At 50.0% G+C, this 16557-nt stretch carries 14 protein-coding genes and 1 pseudogene; 11 read left to right on the top strand and 4 right to left on the bottom strand.

Annotated elements, in window-relative coordinates; all coding sequences use genetic code 11:
- The coding region (gene istA, locus I2G40_RS09165) for an IS21 family transposase (protein ID WP_324252602.1) at nt 1-1027 on the bottom strand (1027 nt) is incomplete at its 3' end.
- 190 nt (nt 1028-1217) lie between these two features.
- Nucleotides 1218-1343 carry a hypothetical protein gene (locus I2G40_RS09730; protein ID WP_267489516.1) on the bottom strand — a complete coding sequence of 42 codons (126 nt, stop codon included), beginning with the start codon at nt 1341-1343 and terminating at the stop codon, nt 1218-1220.
- Between the two features lie 387 nt (nt 1344-1730).
- Here I2G40_RS09730 and I2G40_RS09870 point away from each other — a divergent pair, with 387 nt between their 5' ends.
- The 3 genes from I2G40_RS09870 (at nt 1731) to I2G40_RS09180 (ending at nt 4561) form a co-directional block, all read left to right on the top strand.
- Complete coding sequence (locus tag I2G40_RS09870; RefSeq protein ID WP_161116101.1) at nt 1731-1958, top strand: DUF2188 domain-containing protein; 228 nt, start codon at nt 1731-1733, stop codon at nt 1956-1958.
- A gap of 119 nt (nt 1959-2077) precedes the next feature.
- Complete coding sequence (locus I2G40_RS09175) at nt 2078-3346, top strand: hypothetical protein (protein WP_195544878.1); 1269 nt, start codon at nt 2078-2080, stop codon at nt 3344-3346.
- A gap of 273 nt (nt 3347-3619) precedes the next feature.
- Complete coding sequence (locus tag I2G40_RS09180; protein ID WP_195544879.1) at nt 3620-4561, top strand: Abi family protein; 942 nt, start codon at nt 3620-3622, stop codon at nt 4559-4561.
- On the opposite strand, the gene I2G40_RS09735 is transcribed toward I2G40_RS09180, so the two are convergent.
- Together I2G40_RS09735 and I2G40_RS09900 are read right to left on the bottom strand one after the other, a co-directional pair.
- Nucleotides 4550-5461 (bottom strand): hypothetical protein, encoded by a 912-nt coding sequence (locus I2G40_RS09735; RefSeq protein ID WP_195544880.1) that lies wholly within the window; start codon nt 5459-5461, stop codon nt 4550-4552. The two genes, I2G40_RS09180 and I2G40_RS09735, sit on opposite strands and share 12 nt — an antisense overlap.
- 200 nt (nt 5462-5661) lie before the next feature.
- Nucleotides 5662-6119: pseudogene (locus tag I2G40_RS09900) on the bottom strand (transposase).
- A 778-nt stretch (nt 6120-6897) separates the two neighbouring features.
- On the opposite strand from I2G40_RS09900, the gene I2G40_RS09880 reads away from it, so the two are divergent.
- The 8 genes from I2G40_RS09880 (at nt 6898) to I2G40_RS09230 (ending at nt 16502) form a co-directional block, all read left to right on the top strand.
- Nucleotides 6898-7305 carry a TIR domain-containing protein gene (locus I2G40_RS09880; protein ID WP_195544882.1) on the top strand — a complete coding sequence of 136 codons (408 nt, stop codon included), beginning with the start codon at nt 6898-6900 and terminating at the stop codon, nt 7303-7305.
- A gap of 181 nt (nt 7306-7486) precedes the next feature.
- The gene (locus I2G40_RS09200; RefSeq protein WP_195544883.1) at nt 7487-8095 is read left to right on the top strand and encodes a hypothetical protein; all 609 of its coding nucleotides are present in this window, start codon (nt 7487-7489) and stop codon (nt 8093-8095) included.
- A 4-nt stretch (nt 8096-8099) separates the two neighbouring features.
- Complete coding sequence (locus tag I2G40_RS09205; protein WP_195544884.1) at nt 8100-9080, top strand: caspase family protein; 981 nt, start codon at nt 8100-8102, stop codon at nt 9078-9080.
- Nucleotides 9081-9182: 102 nt separating this feature from the next.
- Nucleotides 9183-9989, top strand: a complete 807-nt coding sequence (locus tag I2G40_RS09210) for a hypothetical protein (RefSeq protein ID WP_195544885.1) — start codon at nt 9183-9185, stop codon at nt 9987-9989.
- Between the two features lie 268 nt (nt 9990-10257).
- Nucleotides 10258-12405 (top strand): AAA family ATPase, encoded by a 2148-nt coding sequence (locus I2G40_RS09215; protein ID WP_195544886.1) that lies wholly within the window; start codon nt 10258-10260, stop codon nt 12403-12405.
- Between the two features lie 213 nt (nt 12406-12618).
- Nucleotides 12619-13551: an Abi family protein gene (locus I2G40_RS09220; RefSeq protein ID WP_195544887.1), complete on the top strand. Its 933-nt coding sequence runs from the start codon at nt 12619-12621 to the stop codon at nt 13549-13551.
- A gap of 642 nt (nt 13552-14193) precedes the next feature.
- Complete coding sequence (locus tag I2G40_RS09225) at nt 14194-15639, top strand: DUF3800 domain-containing protein (protein WP_195544888.1); 1446 nt, start codon at nt 14194-14196, stop codon at nt 15637-15639.
- A 236-nt stretch (nt 15640-15875) separates the two neighbouring features.
- Entirely contained in the window at nt 15876-16502 is a 627-nt protein-coding gene (locus I2G40_RS09230) for a hypothetical protein (protein ID WP_195544889.1), read from the top strand.
- Nucleotides 16503-16557: the final 55 nt, after the last annotated feature.

Below are 16557 nucleotides of genomic sequence, written 5' to 3' on the forward strand. Positions count from 1 at the left end.
GCCTGGGGTCCCTCATATACGGCCCTCCCGTCTCCTGCGCCCCTCCCGGAACTGTCCACATCAGTGTAGCCAATCCATCGGCGCCGGTGCCGACGGCGTGGGCGACGAGCTCGCGGGAGAGGTCGTCGCTGTATATGTGCACCACGCGCCCCTCCCGGTTCACCCTGCACTCGCGGCGGACGTACCAGTAGGGCACGCCGTAGCGGTGCCCCTCGAAGCTCACGAAGCCGTCGAAGGAGATCTTCCGGCGCGGGCACAGGTACCGCTCGACCTCGGCCGTGACCTCGAGCGGCCTGGTGTTCGCCGAGCACGCCGCCTCGTGCTCGCGCATCGGGACGCATGCCGCCGCGCGCCGCCAGCGGCCTCCCTGCTCGGCGCACCAGAGGGCGGCCTCCCGGTTGAGGGCGTCAAGGTCGGTAAAGGACCTTCCCGCGAGGAAGTTCCCCTTCACGAAGCGGACGAGCCTCTCCACCTTGCCCTTCGTATAGGGGTGGCGCGGCCTGCACAACCTGGTGCGGAAGCCGACGACGCCCATGAACTCGGCGTAGTCGGCCTGCCAGACGGGCCGGCCGTCGGCATCGCGGCGGACGACCACGCTCTTCATGTTGTCGGTGAGCACGGTCGCGGGCACGCCCGGCGCCGAGAACGCGTGCAGCATCCCGATGAGGAGGTTCTCCTGGCGCGCGTTCGGGAAGAACTCGACGTGGGCGCCCCCGCAATGGTGGCAGACCATGGCGAAGCAGGCGATCCGCGCCCGCTCCCCGCCAGGGCGCTCGACCGCGACGAAGCCCCAGTCCATCTGGTAGGCCTCTCCGGGCGCCGTCCTGAAGCGCTGGCCGCGGCAGCCCTGCGGGGCCGCCTGCCGCCTCTTCGCGGGCACGAGGTCCCGGTGCGCGGCGATATAGGTCTTCACCGTGGTGAGGCCGCCGGCGTAGCCCTGGCCGAGCAGCCGCTCGAATATCACCTGCGAGTTGGTGACGCCCTTCCGCAGGAGGTCGTCCACCAGGCCGGTGTGGCCGGCGAGCACGCCCGGCGCGGCCCTCCTCCGCGGCCATCTCCCGGAGCGCCGCGTCTATAATCTCCTGTAGGTCATCGTGTCTCTCGTTCACCTCAATGGTCCTCCTAACGCCGGCGTGTTGGCACCACCAGCGTAGTGGCGGCGGGGAGGCACGGTGGCCATTATTCGGTGACCGGGATTGGTCAAAATAGTTTGACTATTAGCGGCTAAAATCGCCCGGCGCTAACAGCTGGATGGCTTCCGCAATGGCTGCCATGGGCATCGTCGCGTTGACCATGAGCGCGCACGCGATCGCGCAGAGCAGGTAGTAAAAGGGTCGTTTCATAGCGGAGCCTCTCGGTGAGCAGCCAATGGGGTCCGAAGGCAGCTCCAGTCCAGCACTCCGCACATATTTTGTTGCGGTTTATTTTACGGGAACCCCAGTCAACATCAGCGAACTTTCTGGGGGATGTTGGGGAGGGGAGAGGAGGGGAGTAACCGGCTGTTGGGACGTTGGTCAGCGGCGGCATCCTGTTCCGCGCTTCGTTGGTACGATACGGCAACTTTATCATGAGGCCGTCTTGCGCAACTTCGAGACTCGGCACCGAGAGCTTCCGGGTTCAGTATATGTCCGCGCCGGTAGTTATACTTTACGCGAAGCGGCACGAGAGGACTTGCCGCAAGTCCCATACTCTGAGTGCGTGAAAGAATCGGTCGCGAAGGCGAGGTGAGTATGATAAGCAAAAACCAACATGTTACGAAGCGGGCAGATGGTAAATGGCAGGTTAAGGGTGAAGGGGCACGTCGTGCATCTTTTGTTACGACGACCCAGAGCGAGGCCATAAAGCGCGGTCGTGTTATTAGTGCTAACCAGCAGTCGGAGTTGGTCGTCCATCGTCCCGATGGCAGAATTCGCGCAAAGGATTCCCATGGGCACGATCCCTTCCCGCCACGAGGATAGAGGTTCGGGGCCATTGCGGCTGTGGGTGCGGATTGCCGTGCCCACAGCCGCAAAATAGTTTCATCTTTAATGAGAAGTGCTGTCTCGGTATCAATCGTTCAGGTTGAAAGGGGATTTATATGATGAAAACCCAACTATTGGTTTACAGATTACGGGATTGCGGTTTTACGGAAACAGGCGACCTTACAATAAAAGAATTCAGTAAGGCAAGCGCCTTCGACGCCTTTGAGTTGACGGTTATTGACTTACAAGATGAGCATTTATGGAAGAGCGATTGCGACAACGATAAGCTTCTAAATGATCATGCAGATATATCCTCTATTGGTCAGATGCTGCTGCAATCAAATAAATGTAAATGCATTGTTTTGTTTCCGCAAAACTGCATGTATTCCTATTGCTATGGATACGACCCGCAAACTCATGCCTATAGGTATAAACATAAAATGCCGCTGAAGGATTTTATTAAGGATTTTGCTCGCTCACCAATAGACGAACTGATCCCTTTCCCATTGCCTATTTGTTTCGGTGAGTCGATAACGTCTCTTTCTGACAGATTTCTTCATTCGGATTTTTCTTTCAGTTCACCGATTTTGCCTCCTGTTAATTCGATTCTTGAATCGGATGCGTCAACTGTTTCAGCCGTACGGTTATCTGAAGCCTTTGCCGGTACAACACTTCAGGTCAACAACAATGATGATCTATCGGCGATCGTCGACGCCATTTTCCCAGCCAAGGATTCGCCTTATCGTATTCCTGAATGGTTGGACGAAGTTGTATACCATGACGAAGCGGCTCAAAGGGCGCGATTGAAAGAGATTGATGAACAGATAGTTTTTCTCGGCGAAGAGAGGAAAGGGATTGAGGAGATCCTTTCGGATTATCGGGGAATTAAGTCAGTCCTTTGTTGCAAAGACTTCGATCTCGAAAAGAGGGTTCGCCATCTTTTAGCGGAGATTGTCGAGGTCGATGAGGATTTTGAAGATAACAAGGAGGAGGATTTCAGGTTCTCTTACGACAATACGCTGTTTTTAATTGAGATCAAAGGCAGTAACGGAGGGCTGAAGCGACAACATGTTTCAAAGACATATGATCATGTTCAAATAAAAGCTGACGCAATGGAAGAAGAGGGTAACTCCGGCAAGTTGAAAGGTGTCCTTATATTTGCATCACAAATTGAATTAAAGCCTGACGAGCGGGACCAGTTTCCTGAAACTCAGATTACAATCGCCGGTAAAAACGATATCGCAGTTCTTTCGACTGAGACGCTGCTTCGTTGTTATGAAGCTTATGTCGAAGGACGTTTGACTTCAGACGCTTTTAAGGAGACCTTGTTGCAAACGTCTGGCCTTGTAAGCTTGGATGCATTTGGGATGGATGCTGCTAATTGAAGCAAGTGTTAAGGGCGCACAACGATTCAGGTTGATTTACTGCGTAGGACAATCATAGAGACAAAAGCAAAAGGTCGAGCGCTGAAGGTAATTCTTGGGCGATCAAAGGTTGATTCATGAAGGATATTTACTTTTCTAAATTAAATTGACCCCTTGGCTCCCAGGGGATAAAGTGGATATAGCGGTATTGACGTAGTCAACCTACGGGCCTACGTCCTGCGGAGAGACGGCTGTTCTTCTGGATGGTCGTCTCTCTTCATTTAGGGAGTTGGTATGTCTGATAAGCCCTTTTTGACTATCGATGAGCAAGTTCGACTTCTTGAATCTCGTGGTTTGGGCGTCGATGCGGATACTGGCCCCACTCTGATGCGTGAGGGCTACTATTCAATTGTCAACGGTTATAAGGATCCATTTCTCGATATTGGCAAGAGTAAAGAGGCTGGCGAAGATCGGTATCTTGAGGGAACATCCTTTTTGGATTTGTACACTCTGTTCACATTTGATAGAGAGCTAAGGTCTCTTACATTTCGATATTTGATTTTGGCTGAGGCTAAAATCAAGACTGCGGTCGCCTATGCTTTTTCGAATGCCCACCGAGCTTCCGAAGCGTATCTTCTCCAGTCAAATTATTGCGATGAAAATGAATTTGCTAGCGCCGGGAAAAATGGGGCCAATTTCGCGCAAGAGATTGCTGGCCTTACTTCGGTTTTGGGTCGTAGGGTATCTAATAGCAAATCAGATTTCATCGTTCATTATCGAAATTCATATGGTGCGGTGCCCATTTGGGTGCTGGTGAACGACCTGACTTTTGGGAATATCGAGCATTTCTATAACTTAATGAAGTCTAAGGATAAGTCTGCGGTTTGCAAAATGATTGTGGACTCGACGGGTAGGACCGGATCGCACAAGCTCGGGTTTTTCAGCGTGGATGACGCGAGGGTTTCGATCGAGGTCCTCGTTAAATTCCGTAATGTTTGCGCCCATGATGAGAGGCTTTATTGCGCCAAGGTCGGTGGGCGCAAAAACGTCAACTACATTCGAATGGTTTGGATGCTTGAGCGCTATCTGACCGAGAATGAGTTCAAACGGTTCATTAAGGAACTCACTGAGCTTCTTATGAGATATATTGAGACGTATGCGATTAAGCACGTGCTAAATCAGATCGGTTTTGTCGAACTGCTGCAAAAGACGACAGACGGAAGCTTATTTGAATAGCTGGTCCGCTGCCGATGTTTGGTGCTGGTCCAGGCCTCCGTACCAGTTGAGGCCTTGGTCGTACTCCAGCTGGTCGAGCGTCCAGTCGTGGAGCCACAGCGCCATGTCGTATTCCGAGCCGTTTGTCTGTTGCCTGCACTGGGCCACGGCGTTGTTGACGATCTGCGTGACGCTTGGGCGGGCGGCGTCGTTTACGGTCACCTCCGCCGTGGTGCGCAGGTAGTAGATCCCCTTGTCGTTTTGGGGGTCGTTTCTGTCGTTGTCCATAAAGTAGAGGTGGATGCGGTACGTGCCCGATGCCGTGAAGTCGAAGGTAAAGTCGTGGCCCGCGGTGCCCAGGCTGTAGTGGCTGCCCCATGCCGGGCGCGACGGGTCGTAGACGCTTTCCTGGCTGCCGCCGTCCCAATAGGTGGGCACGTCCATGCGCGCCTTGGCCTGGGACGAGCCGTTGGTCTGGGTTACGTGGAAGGTCGTCGCGGTGCCCGCGGGGGCGTCGTTCCACGAGACGGTGAAGGTGACGCCGTTTTGGGTTGCCGTGGCGGAGTGGGCATAGGTGGTTTGCGACGTGGCGGAGATTGCGGCGGGCATGGGGTTGGTTTGGGTTCGGAGGGATGGGGTGGGGGTGCCGGTTGCGGCGATGGTGCCGTCGTCGCTTTCCGTGTTGACGTCTCCGGTGCCGGTGGATGTTGCGGTGCCGTCCTCTACGGTATCTGCTGTCGCATTTGCGTTGGTGCCGTCTTCGGCCTTGCCTGTGTAGCTGCTCGTGGCGTCGGCTTGCGCCTGCTGCTCGGCTGTTGGTCGAGGCTGTATGGCTTCCGCGATGGCTGCCATGGGCATCGTCGCGCCGACCATGGACGTGCACGCGATCGCGCAAAGCAGGTAGTAAAGGGGTCGTTTCATAGCGGAGCCTCTCGGTGAGCAGCCAATAGGGACCGAAGGCAGCTCCAGGCCAGCACTCCGCACATATTTTGTTGGGGTTTATTTTACGGGAACCCCAGTCAACATCAGCGAACTTTCTGGGGAATGTTGGGGAGGGGTGCCATCAAGATTCTTTCGCAAATTGATTTTGTCGTCCTCGGCCCCGTCCTCTTCTGGCCCTCCTACTTTCCCTCCAGTTCGTCCATCTCGTCCAGCTTCGACATATCCAGGTACCTCCTCTTGCCCCGGTCGTGCTCAACTGTGTACTTCAGCCTCGCCGTCACCGTCATGAGGGCCGAGTTGCCGTCCGGGAGGGTCCCGACGACCCTCATCCTTCTCCTGATCTCGTGGTTGATGCGCTCGATCCCGTCGTTCGTCCTGATTCGGCGCCAGCGCTCAGGCGGGAATTCCGTGTAGGTAAGCGTTTCGGGGAACCCGTCGCGCACCGTCCTCGCGGTCGCCCCGCGGAGCTTCGGTACGCTGAGCTCGACTTCCCCGGCGCCCGTGACGAGCCTCCTCGTGTAGTGGCCGCTGCGGTGGGCCTCCCGGCCCGCCGCCCTCTTGTAGCGCCCGGCCCGACGAGCTCGGACGCCTCCTAGTCGAGCAGCGCGTCGGGCGTCTCCTCTACGGTCTTCCTCATCAGATTCTCTATGTCGTTGCGCAGCGACTTCTCGTCGACTGACACGAAGTTCGCAGGCGTGGCCCGTGTCCCCTTCGTCGGTGATTTGTTGTTTGGTCGCTAGAAATCATATGACGGGGCGTGGGCCGTGTTTCGCTATGCGGTTGTCAATTTGCGAAAGAAATTATGCGTCACCTGTTTACGATAAACAATAAGGCAAATGGGGTCATATCATCTTTACTGTTGCTAAATACGGTATCGGCAATCTGGCACTTGGGCAACGGGACCAGCTTGGGTTTCGTTGCCCATTTTTGGTAACACCCTGCGTCGCAGTGCAGTCAAATGTTGACATTGCCTATGGCGACCCAGGCAGCGTTGTGCACGAAATCTAGTTTTTGGCCGCTGAGGACGTTGCTGAACGGATGTTTACCGAACCTTACAACGTATATCTCTGTCTTAATGTCTTGCTGCCTTACTGTAGTTTGTCGACAGCGATATCGACGCGCAGGAGTTTCAGGTTACTTGTCGGTCAGATCGTGAACTCTGTGATACACGTCGAGGTCGACCTGTTGTGCGACGGCTCTTAGGCAATTTGATTTTTCGGCTACTGTATGACTAAGACAACTAGATAGAGGTCTTCTTTAATAGTGTTAGGGAGTACTATTAGTTTATAAGTTTGCTGCTTAAGAGCATGACGGTAACAACCGCTTGTCAAGTTGATTAAGGGGGCTTGGCTGCCTTGTTTAATTTGTGGATGGCAAATTAATTAAACCCCGAACGTTATGGAAGGGATCGTAACATGAGTCTTCGTGATTATCATATCCTCATTAGTCATTCGTGGGACTATAGCGATGCCTATAGGACGATAAGAGATTGGCTTGATTCAACCAGATACTTTAAGTGGTCAGATTATTCCGTTCCTATTGACAGGCCAATTGACGCCAGGAGCAAGGCTGAACTTCAACGGAAGATCGCTAATCAAATTTCATGCTGTAGCTGCGTAATAGTTCTCTCCGGAATGTATGTTGCCTATAGCGAGTGGATTGACTTTGAGATTGAAACTGCTTTGAACTTCAACAAGCCGATCATTGGGGTTAGGCCGCGGGGTCAGTTACGTGTCCCATACGAAGTGTCTTCCAATGCCGACATTATGGTCGGGTGGACAAGAGATGGTATTGTCAACGCCGTCCGGCAATATTCACTCTAGGAGAACCATGTATTTAAATAAGCGAAATTCAGACGCGAGTCCTTCGAACCCTTCGTCTGGTAAACAGCAGTCGACGAGTCATCCTAATCCTCCGATCAGGGTCGTTCGTGGTAATACCGAAAAGAAGTCCGGATATTCTTACCCCGGATCGCCTTCGCCTCGTCCGAAAAAGAATGATTAAATGGGTAAACGCAGCCGAAAGCAAATAGATAATGTAGCTCCGGGCTCCAATGCGGTTGACTATTCTGCCGATTATCTTTCATGGATGGCTGAGTTGTCATATCAGACAGAGCTGAGTCGCTGCGATTCGTATGAGCGTTTGTCTAACTGTTTGCTAAGTTGCGTTTCCATTATTTCCGTTGCCTTATTGACGGTGGCCCCGGTGTTATTTGCTAAATATAGTTGCAACGACAGCGGAGCTACGGCGTCATTCGTTCTGTTGGCGAGCGGCTATGTTGTCGTTATGCTGCTGCTGGGTGCTTCGTTTTTGTTGTCGTTGCTCAGTCAAGTCAGGCTAAAGATGAGCGTTCTTGCAGCACCGATGGATTTATATGATTTCGTTGCGGGTGAGATCAAACGTGGTGCGCCTTTTTCCTCTCCGATGGAAGTTGCCGAGGGTAAGGCAAAGGCAGTGCAGACCCACTTTGAATCGCTTAATCATAAGAACGAGTACATGAGAAAGTGCCTAAAGGCATCGATGATTCTGCTGATCGTGGCTGTTTCAATCTGCTTATTCTTGGTCTGTCTGTTTTCGTTGTTTGAGTTTTTATTGCCGCCATTTTGGAGCTGATGTAATGCAAAGTCGCAAGGCGCTTGTTGTCGGTATTAATGAATATGCCTCGTCTCCGCTTTACGGTTGCGTTGCCGATGCCAATGCTGTGGCCGAGGTCTTGGCTAAAAACGGAGATGGTTCTCCTGATTTTTCCGTTCGCGTTGAGACAAATGTACAGCATGCTTATGTGTTGAGGCAGATGGTCGAAGAATGTTTCTCTGGGGAGCCTGAGATTGCGCTGCTGTATTTTGCTGGGCATGGCGGAAGGTGTGATGCTACTAAAAATGGATTCATCTTATCTGGACAGGGTGACCCTATGGGTCGGCTTTCTCTCGACGAAATCCTGACGATAGCAAATGACTCTAGGGCTAGGAATCGCGTAATTCTTCTCGATAGCTGTAATTCTGGGTGTATGGGGGCTCCTGGAGTGCTGGGCGGGACATCCTCCTTGCTTGGTGAGGGTTTAACAATTCTAAGCGCATGCTGTTCTAGTGAATGTGCGGAGGAATATGACGGCCGAGGGACTTTCACATCGCTTCTTGTGGATGCGCTTAATGGCGGCGCAGCAGATGTGATGGGGCATGTTACCCCTGGTGGAGTCTACGCGTTTATAGACAAGGCTCTTGGACCATGGGATCAACGTCCTGTTTTTAGGACCAATGTCAAATCATTCATATCGCTAAGGAAAGTCGTTTCGCAGGTACCTGATTACGTGTTGCGACAGTTGCCATCTTTGTTCGATGCGCCCGGTGCTCAACTGCCCCTGGATCCTTCTTTTGAACCTACTAACAGTCCTGATTGGGAAGAACATCAAATTGTTGAACCCTATGCGACGAAGGATAATACGGAGAAGTTTAAGATCCTTCAGCAGTTGGAGGGCATCGGCCTTGTCCGCCCTGTGGGGGCAGAGCACATGTACTTTGCTGCTATGGAGTCTAGGTCTTGCGAGCTAACGGCCCTGGGCAAGCAGTATTGGCGCCTTGCCGCTACGGACAAGATTTAGCTGCTTGTCGGATTCAATTGTGCTGCTTTCAGACAGGATACAATTCTTATGGTCGTTATTTTTAGGCGTTTGAGCTTTGCCTGTATATGGGGTGTGTTGTAAATGCTGTTCAACTTAATTGTTCGTGCCAATGAGACACAGCCCATGTTGACTTCTAGGATGTTCGAGGGAACTCCTGAGCAGTTGACGAGCGCCTATAGGACTGGCACCGGTTTTGACTTTAATGCCCTCGCTCAACTTCCTACTGTTATGACGCGTGAATTTGAGTCGGATGATATGGGTGCCGTGGCCACACTTGGCTATATGGATACCCCGTCTATCAACCCCGTGATCTCCAAGCCTATTCTACGGTTTCCATCGCAGGCATTGTTGAATCTTGGTCTACTTGACGAGAACTGCTGGCAAAATAAACGTACTCATTGGAGACTTTGCGAAGGAGACCCTTTTCGTCTGTTTTCAAAGTTTCTTGATAACTCCCCCTTGGCGGTTGAACCTGAAAGGTCTAGTGCGTTTGACCCAAATCTAATTGCTGTCATGATGCCATTCACCGATGACCCTTCAATAGATCCTGTATATTCGGCGTTGGTCGAAGGCTCTAAGAGGGCGGGCAAGAAGTGTAAACGCGTAGACGAGATTTTAACTCCCACAGATATTACGGTAGACATATTTAAATTGATTGCGTCTAGCTCTTCGGTAATTGCAGACATTACTGGCCTGAATTCAAACGTTATGTTCGAAGCAGGCTATGCGATTGGAATGGGCAAGCAGACCGTTTTGATACACCAAGGTGATGTTCCTAAACTGCCTTTTGATGTTAGTCATAGGAGGGTATTTAGCTATCAGCGCAATAAGGACGGATTGGCGATACTTTCAGACAGGATTTTCAGAATTTTGACGAATGCTCAATGAGTGCTTTCTTGAGCACTGCTGCATACTGCGATCCGGCAGCGTCGAGATTGCGCTTGGACACAGGGACTGACACTGGCTTCGGTGTCCATTTTTGCTAGTTGCCGGCCTTGCGGCGTTGCCGTATGTCACTCTTGTTCATGCCGTCCCAGCATACGTAGTGCGATACCGCTCATCTATCAAACGTCGTAACTTGTTGAATCGTTAGACAATTTGTTCGCCCATAGTCTCATAATCAAGTCGATGCAAACGCCCCTTCCATGGAGGTCAAATGTCTGAGCCAATTGTCGTAAATCTTGCTTGCTGTAACAACATTAACTGCGCAACTATTACGCTAAAACCCAATGCGACTACGGTTCTGCATGGAATGAATGGCTCTGGTAAAAGCTCGGTTGCAAAAGCGATTCAGCTATACAGCGGAGATGGCGGGCAGACGTTGGAAGTGTTGAAGCCCTATGCTTCAGAATCTCTGCCTTCTGTCGAAGGTTTGCCGTCTAACGCAAATATCCTTGTGTTTAATGAAGACTACGTCGATAGCACGCTGTTTAAAGGCGACATGGAGCTAATCGAAAACGGATATAAGATCTTTGTCGATACCCCTGAGTATCGTAAGGCTGCAAAAGAGACAGACGAGTTGCTAGCAGATGCCGTCAAAAGGTTGCGGGATGAGGGCAAGGTTGCTGAGCTGCTCTCTACGGTTAACAACTTACTGTCCTGCTTTGGGAAGGTTTCCAAACAGACTTATTCGAAGGTTAGCCCAATTGCGAAAGGTATCGTGTCAAAGGGAAACCTTGTTGAGCACATTTCTCCAAAGTTCGGGTCGTTCACTCCACTAATCCAAGGAGACAATGCCAAAGAATGGCTACAATGGCGCGACAAGGGCGGTAAATACAACTCACGTGGCGTATGCCCGTATTGCGGTAAGGTTCTCGAACAGTCTGATTTGGAAACAGGCAACGAAATGCAAGCCGTATACGGCGGAAAGTATATTGATAACTGCACAAAAACGATTGCGACCTTTGGAGAAGCCGATGTGCTTCTTAGCGAAAACGCCCGTGTTCAGGCCGACGCGATTTTACATGGGAAGCTAAAAGAAGAACCTAATCCTGAGAATGAAGCCTTTCTTGCGTGCATCAAGGCAGATGCGGAGGGACTTAAGGCCAAGCTCGAGAAAATTCAGCAATTAAATTACTCGTTCCTGAAGGATGAAGAGAAAGATGCTGACTATTTTGAAGGCTTGAAAATCCACGTCGAGCGTCTCGAAAAGATGAATTCACAATTTGCTGTTGAGCGTATCAATAGCATTAATGAAGTGCTGGACGAGCTTTCATCAAAGGTGAGAGAAATCCAGAGAGCCATCGGTCGTCAAAGCTCCGCATTGGGGAAATCCATCAATGCATCGATGGCCGAAATGAATGCTTTTCTGGAGTCCGCAGGATTTCCCTATGAGATCTCAATCGCTTCGCCAGATGGCTCTCGCTGTGCCGTCTCACTGAAACCTCGCGGGCTCGAGATGAATGTCGAGGATTTAAAGTCGCATCTAAGCTACGGCGAGCGTAATTCGCTTGCGATTGCATTGTTTTCCGCTCAGGTTAAAAGCGAGAAGCCGGACATGGTCGTGCTCGATGATCCGATTTCTTCCTTTGATCAAAACAAGAAATATGCGATTCTCCAAAGGTTGTTTTCGAAATCTAAGGGCGTTTGCAAAGGGATTACATCGTTGCTGCTAACCCATGACTTTGAAACGCTCATTATGATCGGCAAGGTCCATAAGGCCCTTCTATGTGATTCATCCTGCTTTTATGCGCGCAACGATGGCGGCGAGCTATTCCTGATACCTGTTGAGGATGATGATTTTAATAGCGCAGTGCAGTGCTTTAAAGCAATCGTTGCGAGCGATGCGTCCCTGCCTTATAGAGTTGCGTTTGCGAGGAGGGCAGTTGAAATTGCATATGGAAAGTCGCCTGCCTGGCATGTACTGTCAAGTTTGTTGCATCAGCGAGAGGTTGCCACACTAAATGAGCAAGAGCTTACTGACGAAGAGTGGAAAGAAGCCTGGAAGCAGCTAGAAGAAATCGGGTTTAAGGACTTTAACTATCAGGACTTATTGACCCAGCTTGGAACTGCAGAGCTGCTGTCCGTTTATGATCAGGAGCCTTCACCAGTCGAGAAAATCTGTGCATTCAGATTACTCGCTGCCAACAATGCTGACGAAATGAGCCAGGTCAGCAATCGTGCACATGTTGATGAGGCAGTATTTGAATTCGCAAACGAATACTTCCACATTGAAAACCTCATGGCTTATCAGTTCGACCCCGTTAAGTTCAATACAGTTCCGGCAGGGATTATCGAAACTTGCGATAAGTTGATTGCCGGGTTTAAGAGACAATGCGAGCAGCGGGCTGATGCTGACAATTAGCGACATCTTCTTGGTGTCCCTCTTTTAATAAAGGCATTCCATTGGCACATTTTTGTGTCTGGTTCAAGGATTGATTTGGAAGATTGGTGGCACCGGATTGACGGACCCCGGGTTCTCGCTTAGAGTAATCGTTGTGATGAGGCCTTGCGACGGTACGTCCGGCTTGGTCCGTGGGAACCGCCGAAAGGCGGTTTTCGCGTTTAAGGGGCCCATATGGATAAGCCATTTAAATCTATTGCCGAGCAGATTGCTATTCTTGAAAGCCGTGGGCTCGAATGCGATAACGATACTCGTTTAGTTCTGGAGCGCGAGGGATACTACCCGGTTGTTAACGGCTACAAGGATTTGTTTCTTGACCAACGGGATGGTTCTGGCCAAGAGGTTTTCGTAAAAGGGACCAAGTTTTCTGATATCTATCGTCTATTCGAATTCGATCGAACTTTGCGCCTGCTGATGTTTGAGTATTTTAACAAGGCGGAAGCAGTTCTTAAGACCGTCTGCTCTTATCGGTTTGCCATGGCTCATAAAGATAACCCAGAAGCATACCTTGATAGAGATTCCTATCGGGCTGAGGCCGGCTATCGAAAAAAGATCGACACGCTTATCGGTGATTTCGAGAAGGTGCTATGTAGGTCTAAAAAATGGAACAGTGATTATAAAAGGGACTACATTCGTCATTATGAAAATAATCACGACAATACGCCGGTATGGATTCTTATGAATTACTTAATGCTTGGCCAGGCATTCAAGTTTTTCGAGTTTCAACCAGAAAGCATGAGAAATTCCATTGCCAAGTCGTTTTCTGACCTTTATTCCGAGACACATGAAGTCCATAAGCGCATCAGCCCACGAAGGCTAAGACTTGCGTACGATCATATTAAAGATTTCAGAAATATCTGCGCGCATGACGAGCGCCTGTTCTGCGCGAGGGTGTCTCCATCACGTGATGTCAATTTGGTGGGTGTCTTAGGCGATCTTGAGCTAGTGCTAACTGAGGATGATTACAAGATGCTGCGTCGCCAAATACTGCTTGAAGCTCTTAAGTTAAGTGACTCGCTCAGCAGAGATGCCAGTGCAAGGGTTCTTTTTGCTATGGGTGTCAATGATTTACCGAGCGTGTTTCCTACGGAGATATTAGCGTCGTAATCGACGCGAGCGATGAATTTACTATACAAGTTGGACGTGCACGCGATCGCGCGGGTCGGGCGGGACGTTGCCCATTGGCGGTGTTCCGCCCGTGCGTCGTTGGCTATACGCGATGCGGGAGCTTCAACATGAGGCCGTCATGCGCCTCTTCGAGGCTTGGCACAGAGGCCTTCCAGGAAAAGTCTGTGAGGCTGCTGCTTAGGTCAAGTTCTGCGTGGTCGTATTTTTCAATTTTGCAGCCAGGGTGATTCTCGTCTGGTAAAAGGCGACATTCGACCGGTCGCGACCCGATGATTCGATACTCCTTCTGATATGCGTACTTGGGCGTTTTGATAACGAGATTGTGCGGGATGCCCTCAAAGATCTCGCGTATCAGTTTTGGCCCGGGGACGCCGTAGGAGATGGGACCGTGGGCGTAGATGCTTCCGTCGTCGGTGGTGTGTCTGTCGGCGAGGCGCGCGAAGCTGTCGTACTGTAGGCAAGCATATCCGTAGAGGCATACCAGAGGGGCCGTACTTCTCTGGGATGTTATGTTTGCATAATTAATTAAGACAATATAATTGGTGGCAATTAATAAATGCAACGAACGTTTGTGTTTGCTATCGATGCGCTGTTCATTCATGGATCGGAGATTGATCACGGATGTCTGATTACAATTTCTACTACGACGAAAGCCAGCATAGCCGCTTACTCAATCTCGAGACCATCAAAGCCGATGAATTCTATGATGGATTTGTTGTTGCAATAGTAGGGTGGGATTCTCAACGGGAGTCCGATTTAGCTGCCCAGTATTGTGAATTCGAGAAAAAGTATCTTTCTCCAAACGCTAAAGAGTTAAAGAGCACTTGTCTAAAAAGGAGCCAGTTCAAATATGGATTTAAATCTCTATCTCAACATAACGCGCGTTTGATCAGTGATTATCTCGACCTGTTTGATGAAGAAATGTATGTCTATTGTTCCTTTTCAAGTAAGGTCGAATTGCTTGTTGATAGACTGTTCAGCCGATATCAAAACCAGCCCTGCTTTAATGCCGATCTGATGAAATACTCTCTTGCAAAGCTGTTAGTTCAATATAGACCTAATGAAGTTGTTGAATCGATATATAAATCGCCCGACGATTTATTAGACGCTTTGCGGGACTTTCTCCTAAATAGAATCGAAGATGACAAAGCGAATCCCGAACTTAAGTGGACCGAAATGGATCAATTTAGATCGATTTTGGAAGTTATGGACCACGTGATGCCACTGGATGATTATCAGTGGGAATACTATTCGCCTCTTGCGGGATTCGGACTATATCTGAGCGAGCATAATGAGATCGATAACTGCACGCTTATCATTGATCAAGAAGAGAATACTAGAGCTGCTGCAGAACGGCTTGGCTTTGATGGGGTGCGTGAAGCGGACTCTTCTGAGTGCTTCGCTGTCAGAATGGCTGACATGCTTGCTGGAATAGTGGCAAAACTCATGAAAGCTATTCGCGATGAAGTGACCTATCAGTCGCGAGAAGATGAGATTAAAAAGAACCTTTTTGATGTGGAGTGGTTCAACCTAAATGATGAGCGCCTCGAACTATACAAAAAGTTATGTCGAGTGTTGATTCAGTATGATAAATGCTGGTACAAGGTTTATGGTAGCGGTTTCTCTGATGACCTTGTCGTTTTAATTGCGCTGCTAAAGTACCTTGACGGTTTCGATGGTGCCGCTCAGCTCCACGAACTTGGTGCTAATAACGCGGAAAGATTCAACACCTTCTGCTGCAACAGTCTTTCGGAGCATTTTCAAGTGCTAAGCGATGACCCTTTGCATACGGGCGATTTGAGCGATCCTAAAAACTTATTTCGTCCCCGTCTTAGGATCACCGATCGGCCCAGAACCTATATGGTGATGGATGTTATGTTTGGCGAAGATGGTGCCCCAATGGCTCTGATATCTGAGAATGGCTGCGAAACAGCCTGTCTACTACCTGCCGACCTTGCTGGATGGGTCGGTATGGTGCTTTCCAGGGATGACTGGAAAGATTTACTGTTCCCAGGAAACGTGAGATTTCAGTATTCTCAGGGTCGATTCTGCGCCGATTTTTTATAGAAAGAGAGATTAGCGCTTCTAAGAACTTAAGAAGGGGGTCATGTCTGATTAGGCTGAAGGGCTATGTGTGCCCGCGCCCTGAATTTCATTTACGGACTATGACAGATTTTATTGCGTAGGGAGTTATAGCCTGTGAAGTGGGAATCGATACCGTTGTTTAGTATTGTTATTTCCTGTTTAAGTTTGACTTTCTACAAGTGGCCCTACGCGCATGACTTAAGGAGATCGTTGTATAGGTGGAGTCGGTCACTTTACTTTGGATTGTTTTCTACGCCTTTATCGGTCTATTTAGAATTCAATTCGTTCGTTTTGCCGGGCCCTTGGCGATTGGAAGACAATACACCGTCGACGAACTGTATCCCACTGATGAGTCGGGCAGGCTGAACGTTGCCTATCGAATTCTCGCTCCAACAATTTGCTGCCAGCTTCCGGTTTTTATTGTTGCTACGGCTTGTGATGCACTTTCAATTTCGGGACCTTCGCTGCGATACTTGCCCACCCTTTTCTATTGGTTGCTTCTTGGGGTTACTAAGCATGCATGTGGTAAGTTGCGGTACCGGACTCTTCCTTTCTTGTTTGAAGCGTTCATGTCTCTTTTGATATCTGTCGCATTTGATCACTTTGTTATCGATGGCTATCTCGGAGGTCAGGGGTTGGATGTACTTGATACTTCGAGTATTGCCTTTGAGTTTGAGCTTGCGTTATTTGGTGTTGTGACCTTTTGGATTTCCACCTTTTTTAAGCGATATCAAATTAGGTGTAGTAGTGTGCGCTCATATGTAGATACGCCGCATCCTGGATTCGGCTACTCTTCAATTGATACGAGTGAGACAAAACTTTTGGCTCTGTTAGACCAGAATTGACATATAGGTGATGCCACCGTGGTATAATGAAACCAGCAACCACGGCATTGGAGCA

The organism is Collinsella aerofaciens (genome assembly GCF_015558785.1).
Lineage (GTDB): Bacteria > Actinomycetota > Coriobacteriia > Coriobacteriales > Coriobacteriaceae > Collinsella > Collinsella aerofaciens_P.

Bases quoted from the DNA above. Each gene is read 5' to 3' on its own strand.
- I2G40_RS09735 (WP_195544880.1), bottom strand. From the start codon at position 5,461: ATGAAACGACCCCTTTACTACCTGCTTTGCGCGATCGCGTGCACGTCC.
- I2G40_RS09215 (WP_195544886.1), top strand. From the start codon at position 10,258: ATGTCTGAGCCAATTGTCGTAAATCTTGCTTGCTGTAACAACATTAAC.
- I2G40_RS09205 (WP_195544884.1), top strand. From the start codon at position 8,100: ATGCAAAGTCGCAAGGCGCTTGTTGTCGGTATTAATGAATATGCCTCG.
- I2G40_RS09730 (WP_267489516.1), bottom strand. From the start codon at position 1,343: ATGAAACGACCCTTTTACTACCTGCTCTGCGCGATCGCGTGCGCGCTC.
- I2G40_RS09870 (WP_161116101.1), top strand. From the start codon at position 1,731: ATGATAAGCAAAAACCAACATGTTACGAAGCGGGCAGATGGTAAATGG.
- I2G40_RS09225 (WP_195544888.1), top strand. From the start codon at position 14,194: ATGTCTGATTACAATTTCTACTACGACGAAAGCCAGCATAGCCGCTTA.
- I2G40_RS09220 (WP_195544887.1), top strand. From the start codon at position 12,619: ATGGATAAGCCATTTAAATCTATTGCCGAGCAGATTGCTATTCTTGAA.
- I2G40_RS09175 (WP_195544878.1), top strand. From the start codon at position 2,078: ATGATGAAAACCCAACTATTGGTTTACAGATTACGGGATTGCGGTTTT.
- I2G40_RS09180 (WP_195544879.1), top strand. From the start codon at position 3,620: ATGTCTGATAAGCCCTTTTTGACTATCGATGAGCAAGTTCGACTTCTT.
- I2G40_RS09210 (WP_195544885.1), top strand. From the start codon at position 9,183: ATGCTGTTCAACTTAATTGTTCGTGCCAATGAGACACAGCCCATGTTG.
- I2G40_RS09880 (WP_195544882.1), top strand. From the start codon at position 6,898: ATGAGTCTTCGTGATTATCATATCCTCATTAGTCATTCGTGGGACTAT.
- I2G40_RS09200 (WP_195544883.1), top strand. From the start codon at position 7,487: ATGGGTAAACGCAGCCGAAAGCAAATAGATAATGTAGCTCCGGGCTCC.